Source organism: Kiloniella laminariae DSM 19542, from assembly GCF_000374005.1.
GTDB classification, from domain to species: Bacteria; Pseudomonadota; Alphaproteobacteria; order Kiloniellales; family Kiloniellaceae; genus Kiloniella; species Kiloniella laminariae.
Map to the genome: position 1 here is coordinate 1 of NZ_KB893142.1, position 18,865 is coordinate 18,865.

The 18,865-nt window shown below is 50.8% G+C and carries 17 protein-coding genes and 1 rRNA gene; 1 reads left to right on the forward strand and 17 read right to left on the reverse strand.

The window, feature by feature from the left end; all coding sequences use genetic code 11:
• From B152_RS0110090 to B152_RS0110125, 7 genes are all read right to left on the reverse strand, one after another.
• Positions 1 to 136: ribosomal RNA gene (locus tag B152_RS0110090) — 16S ribosomal RNA — on the reverse strand; the annotation flags it as partial.
• A 486-nt stretch (positions 137 to 622) separates the two neighbouring features.
• Complete coding sequence (locus B152_RS0110095; RefSeq protein WP_020592297.1) at positions 623 to 1,042, reverse strand: DUF1489 family protein; 420 nt, start codon at positions 1,040 to 1,042, stop codon at positions 623 to 625.
• Positions 1,043 to 1,580: 538 nt separating this feature from the next.
• Complete coding sequence (locus B152_RS0110105; RefSeq protein ID WP_020592298.1) at positions 1,581 to 2,186, reverse strand: 2-hydroxychromene-2-carboxylate isomerase; 606 nt, start codon at positions 2,184 to 2,186, stop codon at positions 1,581 to 1,583.
• Between the two features lie 6 nt (positions 2,187 to 2,192).
• Complete coding sequence (locus B152_RS0110110) at positions 2,193 to 3,344, reverse strand: acyl-CoA dehydrogenase family protein (protein WP_020592299.1); 1,152 nt, start codon at positions 3,342 to 3,344, stop codon at positions 2,193 to 2,195.
• A gap of 12 nt (positions 3,345 to 3,356) precedes the next feature.
• Positions 3,357 to 4,037, reverse strand: a complete 681-nt coding sequence (locus tag B152_RS0110115; protein ID WP_020592300.1) for an SDR family oxidoreductase — start codon at positions 4,035 to 4,037, stop codon at positions 3,357 to 3,359.
• Between the two features lie 287 nt (positions 4,038 to 4,324).
• Positions 4,325 to 5,719, reverse strand: a complete 1,395-nt coding sequence (gene mgtE / locus B152_RS24765) for a magnesium transporter (protein WP_020592301.1) — start codon at positions 5,717 to 5,719, stop codon at positions 4,325 to 4,327.
• A gap of 72 nt (positions 5,720 to 5,791) precedes the next feature.
• Positions 5,792 to 8,077, reverse strand: a complete 2,286-nt coding sequence (locus tag B152_RS0110125; protein WP_020592302.1) for an NADP-dependent malic enzyme — start codon at positions 8,075 to 8,077, stop codon at positions 5,792 to 5,794.
• 170 nt (positions 8,078 to 8,247) lie between these two features.
• On the opposite strand from B152_RS0110125, the gene lipB reads away from it, so the two are divergent.
• Positions 8,248 to 8,937 (forward strand): lipoyl(octanoyl) transferase LipB, encoded by a 690-nt coding sequence (gene lipB / locus B152_RS0110130; RefSeq protein WP_083921862.1) that lies wholly within the window; start codon positions 8,248 to 8,250, stop codon positions 8,935 to 8,937.
• 80 nt (positions 8,938 to 9,017) lie between these two features.
• On the opposite strand, the gene B152_RS23255 is transcribed toward lipB, so the two are convergent.
• The 10 genes from B152_RS23255 to crcB form a co-directional block, all read right to left on the reverse strand.
• Positions 9,018 to 10,130, reverse strand: coding sequence for a methyl-accepting chemotaxis protein (locus B152_RS23255; protein WP_020592304.1), 1,113 nt, complete (start codon positions 10,128 to 10,130; stop codon positions 9,018 to 9,020).
• Between the two features lie 11 nt (positions 10,131 to 10,141).
• Positions 10,142 to 10,774 (reverse strand): c-type heme family protein, encoded by a 633-nt coding sequence (locus B152_RS0110140; protein WP_020592305.1) that lies wholly within the window; start codon positions 10,772 to 10,774, stop codon positions 10,142 to 10,144.
• 151 nt (positions 10,775 to 10,925) lie between these two features.
• Entirely contained in the window at positions 10,926 to 11,213 is a 288-nt protein-coding gene (locus tag B152_RS0110145; protein WP_020592306.1) for an acylphosphatase, read from the reverse strand.
• A 50-nt stretch (positions 11,214 to 11,263) separates the two neighbouring features.
• Complete coding sequence (locus B152_RS0110150; protein WP_020592307.1) at positions 11,264 to 11,665, reverse strand: hypothetical protein; 402 nt, start codon at positions 11,663 to 11,665, stop codon at positions 11,264 to 11,266.
• Between the two features lie 142 nt (positions 11,666 to 11,807).
• Entirely contained in the window at positions 11,808 to 13,811 is a 2,004-nt protein-coding gene (locus B152_RS0110155; protein ID WP_026261449.1) for an acetyl-CoA carboxylase biotin carboxylase subunit, read from the reverse strand.
• Positions 13,812 to 13,889: 78 nt separating this feature from the next.
• Positions 13,890 to 15,422 carry an acyl-CoA carboxylase subunit beta gene (locus B152_RS0110160; RefSeq protein WP_020592309.1) on the reverse strand — a complete coding sequence of 511 codons (1,533 nt, stop codon included), beginning with the start codon at positions 15,420 to 15,422 and terminating at the stop codon, positions 13,890 to 13,892.
• A gap of 113 nt (positions 15,423 to 15,535) precedes the next feature.
• A complete protein-coding gene (locus tag B152_RS0110165) occupies positions 15,536 to 16,249 on the reverse strand; it encodes an ATP12 family chaperone protein (RefSeq protein ID WP_020592310.1) in 714 nt (237 codons plus the stop codon).
• 46 nt (positions 16,250 to 16,295) lie between these two features.
• Entirely contained in the window at positions 16,296 to 16,970 is a 675-nt protein-coding gene (locus B152_RS0110170) for an HAD-IA family hydrolase (protein WP_020592311.1), read from the reverse strand.
• Between the two features lie 74 nt (positions 16,971 to 17,044).
• The gene (locus B152_RS0110175) at positions 17,045 to 18,118 is read right to left on the reverse strand and encodes an RluA family pseudouridine synthase (RefSeq protein WP_020592312.1); all 1,074 of its coding nucleotides are present in this window, start codon (positions 18,116 to 18,118) and stop codon (positions 17,045 to 17,047) included.
• Positions 18,115 to 18,495, reverse strand: a complete 381-nt coding sequence (crcB, locus tag B152_RS0110180) for a fluoride efflux transporter CrcB (protein WP_020592313.1) — start codon at positions 18,493 to 18,495, stop codon at positions 18,115 to 18,117. Before crcB ends, B152_RS0110175 begins: the two co-directional genes overlap by 4 nt.
• Positions 18,496 to 18,865 lie beyond the last annotated feature (370 nt).

An 18,865-nucleotide genomic window follows, 5' to 3' on the forward strand; every position in this document is an offset into this window, starting at 1 on the left:
CACTCCATGGTAGATTCCCACGCGTTACTCACCCGTGCGCCACTGTCCTGTTCCCGAAAGAACATTCTCGTTCGACTTGCATGTGTTAAGCCTGCCGCCAGCGTTCGTTCTGAGCCAGGATCAAACTCTCAAGTTGACCTGACTTCTGTCTTAAAACAGAACTCAAATATTACTGACTAGGTTTTGTGTAACTTAATAAGATAAGATTACATGAACTTAGACAGCTCGTTGCCAAAACAACAAACCGCCGTCCACGCATCCTTTCCAATTTCATATCTACAATGTCAAACAACCAAACATCTCCCGGCAACCAAAGCCCCCAAGAGCACGACGATATAGAACCCGGAGGAACCTTCCGTCAAGGTATTTCTTATATTAAAGATCTTCCCGGAAATGGCTTCCTGTGTTCAGGTCGCCTGGGTTGACCAGTATAAGGTCGGTCATTTCGAAGTGCAAGAACTCTCTTGCTTTCCTTGTGACCCGCCAGTGTTTCGCCGTAGCTCCTCGCTGGTGAAGCCGGGTTATAAGGACCTATCCGGACCTTGTAAACACAAAAAACCAATAAAGTTGATTTTTTTTGCTCAAGGCCCTTAAGCACACGCCCCAAACAGAAGTTTTTCTCCTATAGAAGCCCCAGTTTCTCTAGCTCCAGCGCCATATCTTCAGGCAAATCATGTTCAAGAGAATCGATTTCGCCAAAATCAGGCGGCACATCCTCTTCCCGGAAATAGCGCCACCCCTGAAACGCCCTGTGGCGTCTGTTATGAACCAGGACCAGTTTGGAATCGAGAATAAAGCGGGTCATGGCGCGTCCATCCTGATCTTCGACCCGGATAATATCTGTCACCAGCTGACGGGCCCGAATCTGTCCCTTGATCACCCAGTAGATAGATCCTCCCGCGATAATCTCATCCCGGCGTTTGGGAAACATGCGGGTTTGATGAAAGATCACACCGTAATCCCGCTTTCTTTGTGCCTGAAAAATTTCCAGGGTTTCCGGGGTTTCTGTACCAACGGAGAGCTTGATCAAATTTAGGGGCATAGACGCTTTACTCGGGAACAACTAAAAAATTATCGCTCAGAAACTAATACCTCTTGTTCCTTGGAGAGACAACGACTCCTGAAAAACGCATGAAGCACAGAGGACATCCAAACACAAAGCGTCATTGCATACCGGTTCTCCCGGAATATGCCAGAAACAGAATCGCAGCCGTTGCGATAGCAAGTTGCAGGGATATCCGGGTTGGCTCTGGATAGAAGTGAAGAGGAAATCAGCCAAATCGCCAAAATCCCGTTTTCTTTGAAAGAAATTATTGAACTGGGAAAATAAAGGTAGACGAGCTTTAACTTCGAATCCCCACGCGCCCCTCAATTTGTCCTTATTTCTGTTACGTCCGGATTTCTGTTACGTCCGGATTTCTGTCACTTCCGATTTCCAGAAAAAGATCCTGATCATGCCCCCCCAAAGAGAAGCGACCTAAAACAGGAAACAGCCTGAGATACTTTGCCTTATGTGAAGGATTAATCTTAATCACGCAGGAGAGCCTTTGCCAACAGTGTCCCGGCGAGGCTAGTGAAACCTACCAACCACCCCGCGAAAGCCAGCTATCCAGCACAGGCATGCGGTCATATCCCCAGAAAGCCTCTCCTTCGATCAGAAAGAAGGGACTGCCAAAGACCCCCTGCTCTTCGGCTGCGGTCACTTCCGCCCGCAATGTTGCCTTAACCACAGGGCTGACAAGTGCCTCTTCCACCTGTTCACGCGACAAGCCAAGAGCAACAGCGATATCACTGATGACCCCAGGTGCAGAGATATCCATACCCATTTGATATCCCGCCTTGAAAACATTGCGGGCAAAGCTCTGGGCCAGTGCGGCGTCCCGCTCATCTGTGATCCAGTAGTACAACCGGCTTGCGGCAAGGGACACAAAGGGAACCGAAGCAGGCAAACAAAACGGCAGCCCCTTCATCCGGGCTGTCCGTTCCAGGTCATGCTGGGCATAGGCCCCCTTCAGAGGCATCTGGAGCAAGGGTTTTGCGCCAGTCGTCTTAAAAATAGCGCCGAGCAGAACAGGATGCCAATGGACAGGGCAATCATGCTTTTTTCCCAGCCCATTGATTTCCAGTGCCGCGAAATAGGCGTAGGGGCTGGAAAAATCAAAATAAAAATCTATCCGCCGATCCATTGCAGCTTAACCTTCATCTTCCTGCAAAATTTGTCGGCTGATAATCAAACGCTGTATATCCGATGTGCCCTCATAGATCTGACAAACACGGACATCACGGTAGATCCGCTCGACTTCATAGTCGCGCAGATATCCATAACCCCCATGGATCTGAATCGCATCGGAACAAACCTGTTCTGCCATTTCCGAGGCAAAAAGTTTGGCCATGGAAGCTTCTTTCAAACAAGGAAGGCCAGCATCACGCAGGCGGGCAGCTTCGAGAACCATCAATTCTGCCGCCTGCAGACGGGTTGCCATATCTGCCAGACGGAAGGCAACAGCCTGATGTTCTGCAATGGCCTTGCCAAAGGTCTTGCGTTCTTTTGCATAGCGCCGGGCAGCTTGATAGGCCGTCCTTGCCATGCCAATCGACTGGGAAGCGATCCCCAGACGCCCGCCCTCAAGGTTGGATAAGGCAATTTTATAGCCCTCCCCCTCTTCGCCGAGACGGTTTTCAAGCGGGATGTGACAGTCTTCAAAAACCAGGTGAGCTGTATCCGAAGCGTGCTGACCGAGTTTTTCCTCAATCTTGGCACAGGAAAAACCTGCTGTATCTGTCGGGACCAGAAAAGCTGAAATCCCCTTTTTGCCCGCTGCCGGATCAGTTACAGCAAAAACAACGGCGAGATCCGCATTGCTGCCGGTCGAGATAAACTGCTTGCTGCCGGATAGAACATAGCCATTTTCCTCGCGACGGGCTTTGGTCATTAGCGCTGCCGCATCAGAACCGGCCCCCGGTTCAGTAAGGCCAAAACAGCCGAGCATTTCGCCGCGGGCCAGTGGTTCGAGATAGCGTTTTTTTTGCTCTTCATTGCCATAATTCTGGATCGGAGCACAAACCAGCGAGTTCTGAACCGACATGACCGTGGAGCAGGAGCCATCCCCTGCTGCAATCTCGATCAGCGCCAGGACATAAGAGACATGATCCGTCCCTGCGCCTCCCAGTTCTGGCGGCACAAGCATGCCCATAAAACCAAGTTCGCCCATGGCCGAGATGGCATCTTTTGGGAAGAGAGATTTTTTATCCCATTCGGCGGCAAAAGGGGCCAGCTGTTCGCGGGAAAAATCGCGCGCAGTTTCACGAATGAGAATATGCTCTTCACTCAGCAATACAGACATAGGACATCCTTTCTACCAGGGAATAATGCTTCCATCATAATTATAAAACTTGCCTGTATCTGCCTCGGTCACATTGGCGATAACCTTGCGCAGACCGGATACAGACTTTGAAATACTTACCGGTGCATCCTCACCGCCCATATCGGTCTGAACATGCCCGGGATGAACAGTGATAACAGAGACGCCCTTCTCCTGAAGATCAATGGCAAGGCTTTTGCTCACCATGTTCAGGGCGGCCTTGGAAGAGCGATAGACATAGCCACCACCACTTTCATTGGCAGCCAGCGAGCCCATCTTGCTTGAGATATTCACAATCAGACGCCGCTCACTTCTGGCGACATGTTCGACAAAATGTTCGGCCATGCGCAAGGGCCCCATGGAATTGACAAGAAAGGTGTAGGCCCAGTCATCGTAATCGGTTTCGCCAAAAGGCAGGCGCGGCCCAAAGTAGCCGGCATTATTGATCAGGATGTCGATGGGTTCGTCGACGATCTCGCGCGCCAGGCCGGCCAGCCGCAAACCATCCGTCACCTCGAGCTTGTGCAAGGCAACATTGCCCTCAATGCTTTTCAGATCAACAGCCTTGTCGGGTTGACGACAGCAGGCATGAACTTTCCATCCATCAACGGCAAAAGATTTGGCGAAAGCGAGGCCGATGCCCTTGTTGGCACCTGTGATCAAGACAGTTGGCACGCAGCCACTCCATAACAGTTAATCTTTCAAGGCAAGAAAGCCCTACAGGCGCACCTTACGCCTTTCGCCGAATCAGTCAACAAAGGCAGAATCTTGTTCAGGGAAATCTCATTTTTCATTTTATCCTGAAGTTGTTATTTCGACGGGTAAAACAAAGAAATAAAGAAACTCCCCCGGGAAGAGAACCCAAAAAGCGAACAATTAGCAGCTTGTTATCCTGTCGGTTTTTGCTCTTACCTTACGCAATAAAACATCTCTGCCTGGACAAGAATAAGACAAACAGGACTTCAGAGAAGAAAAAATGTCGCCAGACCGAGAAAAGCAAAAAATCCGATAATATCGGTCACGGTGGTCAGAAAAACCGACGAAGCAACAGCCGGATCAATTTTAAAATGTTCCAGCCCCAGCGGAATAAGAGCCCCACAGAGTCCAGCTACAACCATATTGATAATCATGGCCGCGGCAATAACCAGCGCCAGATCCGGTTGCCCAAACCAAAACCAAGCAACAGAGCCCGTCAGGAGTGCAAAAAGCCCACCATTAATAAAGCCGATAATCAGTTCCTTACTGATAAAGCGGGATGCATTGATCTCGGACAGGTTTTTCATGGCAAGTGAACGCACAGCAACTGTCAGCGTCTGGGTTCCTGCATTCCCACCCATCGAAGCCACAATCGGCATAAGCACAGCAAGGGCCACAACCTTTTCAATCGTGGCATCAAACAAACCGATTACAGCTGAGGCCATCACAGCTGTGACCAGATTTACCGCGAGCCAGGTAAAGCGGGATTTTGTGGTGTCAGCAACATCATCATAAAAATCAGCCTCGTTCACCCCCCCCATTTTCATAAGGTCATCACCGGCCTCTTCATCGATCACGTCAACCACGTCATCAATCGTAATCACCCCAACAAGACGTCCGCTTTTTTCCACCACCGGGGCCGAGATCAGATCATATTGCCGGAACATGTGCGCGACATCTTCCTGATCCAGATCGAGAGGAATCACCCGCATGTCCTCTTCCATGATCCGGTCAAGGCGAACCGAACGAACAGAACGCATCATCCGGCTGGCAGGAATAAATCCAACGGGATGGTGACGGGGATCAACAATATAGATGTCGTAAAAATCATCGGGCAAACTGTCCGTCACCCGCATGTAATCTATGGTCTCCCCGACGGTCCAGACCGAGGGTACCGCAACAATTTCACGTTGCATCAAACGACCGGCGGAATCTTCGGGATAACTGAGGCTTTCCTCGATTACCCGGCGATAGGCCTGCGGCAGAGCGGCAAGAATATGGATCCGCATGTCTTCGTCGAGCTCCTGAACAAGCTCGACCGCATCATCACTATCAAGTGCCTGAACCAGCTTGGCAAAACCTGCCGGGCCCAACCATTCGACAATTTCTTCCCGAACGGTTTCATCTAGATAGGGAAGAATTTCCGGATCAAATCCGGCACCCATGATTTCCATGAGCAGTTGGCGTTCTTCGCGGCCAAGACTTTCCAGAAGATCAGCCGTGTCGGCCTCATGAAGACCTTCAACCAGATCCTCAACTTCGGCAACACGGCTTTCTTCGAGGGCATCCTCAACAGCGTGAAACAAATCCGCTGAAAAGCCGTAACCCTCTTCGTCGGGGGAATTGGGGGTTTGCTTCTCGTCTTTCAGATCTTCGCTCACCTGCTACCCCCCTTGTATTCCCGTTATCTCACCCACCGCTTGCATGATGCGCAGGCGAAGACTCCAAGGCGTCTATTTGACTTTGCGCCTTTCTCTGTTCTGAGCATCAACTACCGCAATCGCGGTCATGTTCACAACCCCCCTGCCCGTTACCGAGGCAGTAAGAATATGGGCAGGCTGGGCTGTTCCCACCAGGATCGGGCCAACAGGCAGACCGTCTTCGACTGTTTTGAGCAGGTTAAAGGCAATGTTTGCTGCATCTAGTGTCGGAAAAATCAAGAGATTAGCAGGGCCGGTCAAGTTGGAATTCGGGAAAACCCGCTGCCTGAGTTCAACATCCAGAGCCGCATCGGCATGCATTTCCCCATCCACCTCAAGATCAGGTGCCCGTTCGGCGATCAGGGAAAGTGCCCTGCGTACCTTGCAGGCGGATTCGCTGTTTGAGCTGCCAAAATTGGAATGAGACAACAGGGCCACTCGCGGTTCTATTCCGAAACGGCTTACATGTTTTGCTGCCAAAATGGTCGTTTCAGCTATTTGTTCCGATGTCGGATTCTCGGTAACATAAGTGTCGGCCATAAAATATGTACCGCGCTGCATCAGCAGAAGGTTTAGCGAGGAAAGATCGCTCACGCCTTCCTGCAAACCGATCACTCCACGGATGTGGTTAAGGTGACGATGATAACTGCCGGTTACACCGCAGATCATGGCGTCAGCATCTCCGAGGTAAACCGCCAGCGCCGCAATGACAGTGTTGCGGGTTCTGACAATAACCTTGGCGTTTTCCGGGGAAATTCCCTTGCGTTCCATGCGCTGGTGATAGGTGGTCCAGTAATCATTAAAGCGGGGGTCATCGTTCGGATTGATGATCTCGAAATCCTTGCCCACCGTCAATTTGATCCCGACGCGGTCAAGCCGCATCTGAACCACGTCCGGCCGCCCAACAACAATCGGAATAGCCAATTTTTCATCCAGAGCAACCTGAACCGCCCGAAGAACTCTTTCGTCCTCGCCTTCAGCATAGATCACACGCTTGGGATCATTTTTTGCCCGCTCGAAAATCGGCTTCATCACCAGACCGGAACGATAGACAAAACGGCTCAGTTTTTCGCGGTAGGCATCCAGGTTGTCCAGCGGACGACTGGCAACCCCCGTTTCCATAGCTGCCTTGGCTACTGCCGGGGCAATGATCGAGATCAGGCGTGGATCAAAGGGACTTGGAATAATGTATTCCGGACCAAAATTCTTTGCTTCCCCGCCCATGGCCTTGATAACAATCTCGTCCTGTTCCTCCATCGCCAGATCAGCGATCGCTTTGACACAGGCCACTTTCATCTCTTCGTTGATGGCCGTTGCCCCAACATCCAGCGCCCCTCTGAAAATATAAGGGAAACAGAGAACGTTATTGACCTGGTTAGGGTAATCCGATCTCCCGGTCGCCATAATGGCATCATCGCGGATGGCCTTGACCTCTTCAGGCATGATTTCCGGCGTCGGGTTGGCCAAGGCCATAATAATCGGGTTGGCAGCCATTGATCTGACATAGTCCGGCTTGAGCACACCGGGCGCTGACAAACCAAGGAAAATATCAGCGCCTCCGATCACATCCCCCAGCGTTCGGGCGTCCGTTTCCTGGGAGAACACCGACTTCCAAGGGTCCATCAGCTTTTCACGCCCTTTGTAGACGACACCTTCAATATCCGTAACCCAGATATTACTGCGATCAAATCCAAGTGAAACAAGAAGATTAAGACATGCAAGGGCAGCAGCGCCAGCACCGGAAGCCACTACCTTGACCTGCTTCATGTCCTTGTTGACCAGACGCAGGGCATTATAGATCGCAGCAGCAACAATAATCGCGGTGCCATGCTGATCGTCGTGGAACACTGGAATGTTCATCTTCTTGCGCAGCGCATCTTCAACGATGAAGCACTCCGGTGCCTTGATGTCTTCCAGATTGATTCCGCCAAAGGTCGGTTCCAGCGCCGCAATAACATTAATCAGACGGTCAGGATCCCTTTCATCGATTTCGATATCAAAAACATCGATCCCGGCGAATTTCTTGAACAAGACCGCCTTGCCCTCCATCACCGGCTTCGCCGCCAGCGGGCCAATAGGCCCCAGCCCCAGTACAGCTGTACCGTTGGTGATAACCCCGACAAGATTTCCCCTTGCAGTGACAGTCGAGGCCTCTGCAGGGTCTTCAACGATCACTTCACAGGCCGCAGCAACACCCGGCGAATAGGCCAAAGCCAGATCCCGCTGGTTACCGAGAGGTTTGGTTGCCGAAATTTCCAATTTTCCTGGAGTGGGATAACGGTGGTAAAACAGTGCGGCATCGCGCAGGTCTTGCGTCATAAACTTTTTTGCTCCTTGGGGCTGGCGGTACCCTGTGTATTTTCGATATTTATTCGTCAGACTGCCGGGGAAGCAGCGTGCTTGCCTGTGATGGTCTTGACAGAGTGGCGCCGAAGCGCGACACCCTGTCGTGATTAAAACATAACAACTGCCCCGCTGCCATAGACAGGATGAGCAAAATCTTGAAAAATTCACAGGTGATTATAAAAGGGGATCAGGGAATCGAATGGAGAAATTCGGAAAAGCCTGTCGATTACCCTGATGCCCTTGATTTTATGGATCAACGCGTTGGGGAAATCTTTACCCAATCAGCGCCCCAGACTGTCTGGTTGCTAGAACATCCTTCACTCTACACCGCGGGAACATCTGCCGATTCCAGTGATTTGCTCGATCCCAATCGCTTCCCGGTTTTTGATGCCGGACGAGGTGGGCAATATACCTATCATGGCCCAGGACAGCGCGTCGCCTACGTGATGCTTAACCTCAACCTCTACAACAAGGATGTCAGAAAGTTCGTTTTCAATCTGGAAGAATGGGTTATCCGGACTCTGGCCAAGTTCAACATTCGCGGGGAGCGCCGCGAAGGGCGCGTGGGAATATGGATTGATCGCGGTAATGGACGGGAAGACAAGATCGCTGCCATTGGCGTTCGAGTTCGCAAGTGGATCTCCTTCCACGGTATCTCGATCAATCTTGACCCGGATCTGTCGCATTTTCAGGGCATCGTCCCCTGTGGCATCGACGAACATGGCGTAACGTCACTGGTCGATCTGGGACTTTGTATCTCCATGGAAGATCTCGATGTTGCCCTGAAAGAGGCCTTTTACGAGGTATTCTCTCCCTCCTCAGAATCAGAATAAGCAAAATCTCTTTCCAACCTACAATCCGGCTTGAAGTATGAGTGGAAGCACATACTTCAAGCGGTTGCTAAATATAAACATCAGGCCGCTGTTATCTTCTCAAGGAAATTCCCAATTTCCTTTTTCAAGGATTCAACTGTCTGGGAAAGGTCCCGCGAGGAATCGCGCAATTGATCACAGGCTGATTTACTACTGTCTGTCGATTGAGTGATCTGCTCCACATTGCCGGCAACATCGCCTGTACGTCGCGACGCATCCCCGATTATTGAAGACATCGTTGTTGCTGCATCACCTTGTTCACGCATTGAATGAGTGACACCACCAGTAATTTCATTCACGGAAGTGATTGTTTTTCCAATTGCGGCAATGGCTTCAGCTGCTTCATTGGTTGCGGACTGGATATGCGCTACCTGATCACTGATATCTTCAGTTGCTTTTGCCGTTTGAGAGGCAAGGGATTTAACCTCACTTGCCACCACCGCAAAACCTTTGCCAGCATCCCCGGCCCTTGCAGCTTCAATAGTTGCATTAAGCGCAAGCAAGTTGGTTTGTTCTGCAATATCAGAGATCAAACGGATAACCTCGCCTATTCGATCCGCTGCAGACACCAGACTTGTCACCTTGCTGTTCGATTGTTCTGCCTGCTGAACAGCCTCTTCAGCGACAGCACTCGTTTGCGCCATCTTTTCTGAGATCACCCGGATGGAATCTGCCATTGTACTGGTCGCCTGATTGGCATCTGTCATGTTCTTCGACAACTTGTCTGTCGTCGAGGAAACAGATGAAACAATATTGTTTGTCAGCCCCATGGAATCTGATACCTGCTCAGAAGAAATTTTGAATTTCTCTGCGGAAACAGCCATGTGATCAACTATAGACAGAACGGTGTTACGGAATTCCGCAGCCAAAGACTCTTTAACCCGTTGCCGATCTTCTGCAACCTGCTGATCTTTTTCTTTCCGCTCCTTGCGCATCGTTTCCATTTCAACACGATGCTGTTTAAAAATTTCGACCGCACGCGCGATCGACCCAATTTCATCTTTGCGACCGGTTTCAGGAACTTCCACTGAAGGATCATCTTTTGAAAGCCTGGTGATTGAACCAAGGATACGCCCCAGTGGCTGAGAAACCCGCAACGAGAAGAAGAAGGTAATCGCGGTCAACATAATCCCGGCGATCAGGAGAGAAATCATGATGTTCCTGCTCACCCCTGTCCAGCAGCCAGTTGATCCGTAATATCGGTTGATACTTCCAGAACACCTCTTACATCTCCCAGTTTCCAGTCTGTTTTGGGAGAATCCGCACGTGAATTGTGACAATCAACACAGGCGTCAGCAATCATCAGATCAGCGCTTGCCACACGCATGTAACTGCGCTCCCCCAGATTTACCTGGCGCGTAAAAACACCTTCAGGATTGCTACTCAAAAATGCCCAGGCTTCCTTCTGGAAATCGTCCAGTTTACGATCACTCCTGTTGGGAAAGGGGAAACCGCTATAGAGATTCATCGATATTTTTTCTTTGGATAACAAAGCACTGACATCGTGAATAAAGGTAGCAGGCAGCGGAACTCCATCTTCTTCAGCTTCGTGGTTGGAAGTCGGAGTAAGGCTTCCGTCCTCAACAATCTTTTTGATGACCTTGTTGGTGTAATACCCGCGAACTGTTTTGAATTGCCGGGCCGTCTGAATTGCAGATTCCTGAGTAGAAACAACAATATTATTCTGGATTGACTGAGGAACAAAAAACCATAACAGACCAAGGCCAATAACGAGGAAAATGGGGACGGGTAAAACCAGTTTCCAGATAAAGCTGTGGATATTCGTGTTGGAAAACATAGCATATTATCCTGTTACCGTTTCAGGAAACGCCCCTCCCCCTTTACCGGGCGGTTACACACGTGGACTAATATACGAGCTATACATTCCTTAATAATCAAAAAAGATGAAATACTCTTTAACGAAGGCCTGATCTGTCCCTGGAAGGCAGTTATTTATCCGCAAGCTGAACAAAAATCCCCTCAGGAGAAAGAGAAGAGCTATCTGAAAACTGCTCCAGCAGGGTAACCTCGGCCAAATCCGGCCCCTCCTGGCAAGCTTCAAGCATTTGGACTACCTTCTTTTCCGGCCCCTTGAATATGGCCTCGACCTGACCACTTGCCAGATTCCGGACCCATCCTGACAGACCCAATTCTCTTGCCTTATCAACTGTCCAGCGCCGGAACCATACCCCCTGTACGCGACCAGTAACGACAACCCGGATCTGTTTGTCTGCCATTTTTCCTCGCTACCTGCCAATTTACTTCACGTCGATTATGTCTAAGCAGCCTATCGATATAGCGCTCTGAAGGTTACTTCAACCGATTTTCGGGCATAGGCTTCCCACTCCGGCCGTTTCAGCCATTGATCCTGGATGGTCAGCCCCGGTTTGCGCTTGTCCCCATGAACCAGACGGTTGCGCAGTTTGTTGATCCAGGAAAGATCATCCGGCTCAATCCAGTCAAGATGGCCACCACATTCCTTGATCTGGGCCTGTATAATGGACGAAGCCAAAATAACCGTTGCCGCCCAGGCGCCTGTACAGAAAACTGCCTGCAAATCAATCATCAGGGCGCAGGCCTGCTCCCCCGGAGAAGGGGAACCCGCCTCACTGTATTTTGCCTCCAGCTCTTCGAACCAGAAGCGACGTTCTGACCAGATGACATCGCGGGGCAGTTCCAGCTGATCCATTCTCGTTCCACTTTTTCTGGTCCACCTTCTGATTAAAAGGCAGACGACCGATGTTGATTTCCATCATACTACAGAAGACATTACAGAAAAGGGCTGCAAAAAAATGCAGCCCTCAAAAAAAACAATCCGATGACGTAAAGAATCATTCAAACTCGATAATCACCTGATCTACAACAAGACTTTCACCAGCCGATGCCGATATCTTTGCCACGGTCAGATCTTTTCCTGCCCGCAGGATGTTTTCCATTTTCATGGCCTCAATCACGGCCAGTTCTTCACCTGCCTTGACCGTCTGCCCCTCTTCGACAGCAACCGAAACCAGCAGGCCCGGCATAGGAGAAAGCAAAAATTTGGAAAGATCCGGGGGTAACTTTTCCGGCATCAATTCGTTGTATCTGGCAAGGCGGCTTTCGATAACCAGCGCCTCTACTGTGACACCGGAAAGGGTCAGTGATAGGTTTGCCCCATGACGATCTATCTGAACCACAGTTTCTTCACCATTGACCTCGGCAAAGAAGACCTGCTGATCAGGCGCCCAGTCACCACGGATCAGTGTTTCGAAACCATCACCGGAAACCAGATATCCATCATCCTGCAAATCAATGACGACGGGGTGACCTTCCCGATTGATAAAGACCGTCAGTTCAACCGGAATATCAACACCCCGATAACCATTGATATGTGCTGCAAGCGCGACCTGTTCTGACAGGTTGGTTTGTAGCACAGCAGCAACAGACACCAGAAGGTTCAGATTGTCCTTGTCCAGTTCGATACCCAGGAAACCATCTGGAAACTCTTCGACGATATAGTTTGTGGTCAGGCGGCCTTCGACAAAACGGTCCTGGGACATCACCGTCGAAAGAAAGCCCATATTGTGGTTGATGCCTCTGATATAGAAGGAATCAAGCGCCGTGCGCATGGTTTTGATCGCGGAAAGACGATCCGGACCATAGGTCACCAGCTTGGCGATCATCGGATCATAGAACATGGAGATCTCTGATCCTTCCTCAACCCCGCTGTCAACTCTGATCAAAGGGCGACCATTCAAATCGCCTTCAGCTTCCGGAGCCTGATAGCGCACCAGACGGCCAATGGAGGGCAGGAAATTGCGCAAGGGATCTTCAGCGTAAACCCGGGACTCCACAGCCCAGCCCTCGAGCTTGACCTGATCCTGGGTCAGGGCCAGTTTCTCACCCGCCGCAACCCGGATCATCCATTCGACAATATCGATGCCAGTAATCAGCTCTGTCACCGGATGCTCGACCTGAATGCGGGTATTCATCTCGAGGAAGTAAAAATTCTTGTCCTTATCGACAATAAATTCGACGGTACCAGCGGAATAATAGTCCACTGCGCGAGAAAGCGCGACAGCTTCCGATCCCATCGCCGCCCTGGTTTTCTCGTCAAGGAAAGGAGATGGCGCTTCTTCGATCACCTTCTGGTGACGACGCTGAATAGAACACTCCCGCTCGCCAAGATGAATGATATTGCCGTGTTTATCACCGATCACCTGAATTTCGATGTGCCGGGGCTCTTCGATAAACTTCTCGATAAAGATACGGTCGTCGCCAAAGCTGGAACGCGCTTCATTCTGGGCAGAACGATATCCCTCACGGGCTTCTGCATCATTATAAGCCACACGCATACCCTTGCCACCGCCACCAGCGGAAGCCTTGATCATCACAGGATAGCCAATATCAGAAGAAATCCGGACGGCCTCTTCTGCATCTTTAATCAGATCCATATGGCCCGGAACGGTGCTGACATTGGACTTTTTGGCCAGATGTTTTGATTCTATCTTGTCGCCCATGGCACCGATGGCCTTGGTTGGCGGGCCGATAAAGACCACACCAGCATCATCAAGCGCCTTCACAAAGGCCGCATTTTCGGACAGGAAACCAAAGCCGGGATGAACCGCTTGCGCCCCGGTCTCTTTACAGGCAGCAATGATCTTGTCGATCACCAGATAACTTTCCGCAGATGCGGCAGGTCCGATACGAACAGCTTCATCAGCCATTTTCACATGGAGCGAAGAGGCATCTGCGTCAGAATAAACGGCAACCGTTTTGATGCCCATGCGCTGGGCGGTACGGATGACGCGGCAAGCAATTTCGCCACGGTTTGCAATTAGGATCTTTTCAAACAAGGCCACGGTATCAAGCCCCCTGCTGCATTGCGACACTGTATAAAATCGGATCAGCCATCAACGGCCCTTTCCAGTTCATTACAGTGGCATGTTGTTGTGTTTTTTCCACGGATTCTGCTGCTGCTTGTTCTGCAACATGCGCAAAGCCTTTGCGACACGACGTCTGGTGCCGTGCGGCATGATCACATCGTCAATAAAGCCCCGGGAAGCGGCGACAAAAGGATTGGCGAACTTGGTACGGTATTCTTCTGTCCGTGCCTCGATCTTTGCCGCATCCCCGATATCCTGACGGAAAATGATCTCCACTGCGCCTTTCGGCCCCATGACTGCAATCTCCGACGTCGGCCAGGCATAGTTGACATCCCCGCGCAGGTGCTTGGAGGCCATCACATCATAAGCCCCGCCATAAGCTTTGCGCGTGATCACTGTTACCTTGGGAACAGTTGCTTCCGCATAGGCGTAGAGCAGCTTTGCCCCGTGTTTGATAATTCCGTTGTATTCCTGGGACGTACCGGGAAGGAAGCCAGGCACATCAACCAGCGTCACAATCGGAATATTGAAACAGTCACAGAAACGAACAAAGCGCGCGGCCTTGATCGAGGAAGCAATATCCAGACAACCCGCCAGAACCATCGGCTGGTTGGCAACAATCCCGACGCTTTCTCCGTCGATCCGGGCCATTCCGACCAGAATATTCCCGGCGTAATCGGGCTGGATCTCAAAGAAATCCCCGTCATCAACCATCTTGATGATCAGCTCTTTCATATCATAGGGTTTGTTCGGATTGTCCGGAATCAGCGTATCGAGGGAATATTCATCGCGATCGGCAGCATCCGCGGTTGGTCTTGCCGGTGCCTTTTCGCGGTTGGACGAAGGCAGGAAGTCCATAAAGCGACGCAGTTCAAGCAGCGCGATAACATCATTTTCAAAAGCCAGATCGGCAACACCGGATTTGCTGGTATGGGTAACAGCACCGCCCAGCTCTTCTGCCGTCACTTCTTCATGGGTGACAGTCTTGACCACATCAGGGCCGGTCACGAACATGTAGGAGCTGTCCTTGACCATAAAGATAAAGTCGGTCAGAGCCGGGGAATAAACCGCACCGCCGGCACAGGGGCCCATGATCATGGAAATCTGGGGGACAACACCTGATGCCATGGCATTGCGCTGAAAGATCTCGGCATAACCGGCAAGAGAGTCTACTCCCTCCTGGATACGTGCGCCGCCAGAATCGTTGAGGCCGATAACCGGTGCGCCCACTTCCATGGCCTTGTCCATGATCTTGGAAATCTTGTCCGCATGGGATGCGGAGAGTGACCCGCCAAAAACGGTGAAGTCCTGGCTGTAAACAAAGACCAGTCGGCCGTTGATCGTACCGTGTCCGGTAACGACACCGTCACCGGGAACTTTCTGGCCTTCCATGCCAAAATCGATACAGCGGTGTTCGACGAACATATCCCATTCTTCAAAGGATCCTTCGTCCAACAGTATATCAATACGCTCACGGGCGGTGAGTTTGCCCTTGCCATGCTGAGCTTCTATCCGACGCTCACCACCGCCAGTTCTGGCAGCCTGTCGCTTTGCTTCCAGCTTTTGAATGATGTCCTGCACGTGTGCCCCCACGTTGTTGTGTTGTTATATTTGAGGCGCAGTATTGCACTGCGACAAAACAGGTTGTCCTTGATAACATGGACCCTATAGCAACGCCAGAGCCTCGTAACAATTCAGTCACGTGACAGGGTCAAAAATTTCATTGCAGTGCGAAACTCTGTTAAAATATTAACATGCCGTTGCTCTGCTTCTTCGTCAGCTCCCCAGCGTTCGATCTGGAACATCTCGTGTAAAAGCACCGCCTGCTGGGCCTTTTCAACATTCAGATGACCTTTTAACAAAGCCAGCCCGATAACCAGCGATCCCCCGGTTCGGACAATTGCGGACAAAACTGCCAATTCCATATTGGAAAATGTGCACACTGTATTATGCAGGGCACGCAAGGCATCCTCTGGCTGATCTATACTGATAAGACCACTTGTCGTTACAAGCGGGGCGTCAAAAGTCAGAGCAGTCCAGTCCAGCAGCGGTTGCCAGACTTCTTTTTGCTTTGAGAGAAGCTCAGCATCACTGGCATCCCAATAACAGACCAGATCATGAGCCGCGTAGGCTGAAATGCTCTCTTCCACGGGAGGACGCGCTGCCCCTACCCAATCAACTGCCGTACAGGCCAGGGTCATCATCGGCATTTCTGACGGCTTGATTTCTTTGCCCTGGGCGTCCCATTCTGCTGCAACGGCCTTCGCCAAACCCATCGTTGGCAGTAACAAGGGTTCCTGTTCCGGTGTTTTAACAACTCTGCCATCCAGCAGAACAACATACCCGTCCCCCTGTTGTTCTGCCGAAGCGGTTTTATAAAAGCGTTTCAAGCCAAGAGAAGAAGACATTGCACAGAAAATCCTTGAAGTGTGGCCCAGTGAAGGTTTGTTATGACTATAGCAGATCTGTAAAAGCTGCGGGCAGATCATCACACGACTGGACAATACAATGCGCCCCGGCCTTCAGAAGTTCATCCTGATGGTGATATCCCCAGGATACCCCTATCGCAGCAGCCCCTGCCGCACGGGCCATTTCGATATCATAGGTCGTATCACCGATCATGACAGTATCAGCGGGATCAACCCCATTTTCATTCATGGCTTGAAGAAGAATTTCGGGATGGGGTTTGCTTGGCCCGTCATCAGCCGTCTTGAGCGTGACAAAATAATCTTCGAACTGATGATGAGCGAGGCTTTTTTGCAAACCGCGGAGGTTCTTTCCCGTTGCGACTGCCAGCAAAGCCTCTGTCCCGCTTAAACGTTGCAGCATCTCGTGCACACCCGCAAAAACGGGCTCATGGAAATCCGGCAATTCCCGGGCCTTGAGAAAGGCCTGGCGGTAAGAATCACTGATCGCACAGGCTAGATCCCAGTCACCGTCTTGCTGCAGAATTTCAGCCACTGCATATTCCAGCTTGAGCCCGACAATCCGCCTTACCTGCTCAATTGTTGGTGCAGGAAGAGCATTGGTGACGAAAGCCTGGGCCATACAGCTGTGGATATTCGCCTGACTGTCGACCAGCGTGCCATCAAAATCAAACACCACCAACTTGAAACGATGAGCATTCATATGTGCAAAATTCCAGCTAAATAATTAGATGTAATGATTAACCAAAGCGCCCGATGACGCCTTGCCTGAACCGATTAATAACGTTGTTTTTTGGGCTTGAAGAAATCCCCAAGTTCCCGGGGAGGACAGTGAGCCAAATCTGCTGCATAACCTTCCAGTAACTCTGTAGCCCCTTCCCCATGGGCTTGACTGAACCCCAGCGTATTCCAGGCCTGAACCATATGCGGAGACAGAGCAGCCTGTATACGCAGGGTTGTTCCGTCATCAGGGTGAGGCACCGCGATTTCACGAGCATGCAGCATCATATCTTTTGGAATATTTTCGCCCAGAGGATAGGCCTTCTTGCCACCATATTTCCCGTCACCGAGGATCGGGGCTTCAAGCGCGCCACAATGAGCGCGCAACTGGTGAGTACGTCCGGTCAAAGGCATCAGCGCAACCCAGGCAGCCTTGCGACCAGCCTTGTCGATCATACTGTACAGCGTAAGCGCTTCCTTGCCGTTGTCATAGTCAACAACCATCTTTTCGCCCTGTCCCCCTGCCTGCTTTTCAAGCGGCAGATAGATCCAGCCTTTTTTCTGTGGCGGAACAGCCGAAACCAGTGCCCAGTAAACCTTGCGAGCTGATTTCCCTTTGAAAGCCTCAGTCAGCTTTCGCGCAGCCAGAGCATTTCTTGCCAGAAGAAGTACGCCACTTGTATCTTTATCAAGCCGATGAACAAGACGGGGTTTTTCCTGTTTTTCATAGCGCAGGGCTTCAAGCATCGCATCAAGGTGCGTGCTCAAGCCTGTCCCGCCCTGAACTGCCAATCCGGCAGGTTTATTGATCGCAATGACAGAATCATCCTTGTAAATCACAAGATCTCTCACGGCCTGCATTTCCTCAGGGCTCATCAGCTGCTCATTTGAGGCTTTAGTAGCCGGGCGATCCTCGGCCGATCGCTCAGGCATCGGCGGCACCCTGATTTCCTGCCCGGGTTCCAGCCTCGTTGCCGCTTTGGCGCGTTTGCCATCTATACGGATCTGCCCCTTGCGCAGCATCTTTTCAACCTGAATATAGCTGAAAGCCGGATAGTGCTTTTTGAACCACCGATCGAGCCGAACACCACCATCATCAGGCGCAACCATGACCATTGTTACTGCACTCATGCCAGAAAAGACCTCATCATAAAAAACCCGCCTGCAAAGGCTGTGATAGATAGAAATACCGATAGCAAGACATATACCACGGCCAACACCATGGCCCCACGCTCAATCAGAACAAAAGTATCCATGGCAAAGGTGGAAAAGGTGGTAAAAGCCCCAAGCAACCCCACAGTCAGCAACCCTCTGATTTCAGGAGGAACTGAGCCATCGGTTGCAAGCCAGGGAACCAGAAGCCCCATAACAAAGGACCCGACAATGTTTACAGCCAGTGTCCCCGAGGGGATCTGGGACCCCACCAGTGATCCCATCAGGATATAAACCAGATAACGCCCAACAGCACCAACAGCACCGCCGAACGCAACAGCTATCAGCATTTTCATATTCCACCTGCCATCGCGATCACTGTGTGCTCTTTGTCTATTCGCTGTGAGTTATGTGCAAAGATGATTTTTTTCAGGGCGATATCATCAGGACAAAACTGCTTTTGCCCAATAATGCAATCATTACCTATCAAAGAAATCGGCACTTGGCAAAAGCACTGTTACAAACTTCGGCACAGTACTCTCAGTCTGTCCAACCGGTTAGAAACAGATAAATTTCTCAAACAACAAGAGGCGTATTCTATAAACCTCCCAAAAGCAAAACCTGACTTTAATAATCATATGCAGTTCAGTAATCGCAGCAGTATTTTGGCCCTACAAATCGATAATCACTTCCTGGAACGGCAAGATTGTCATAACATCAACTCAG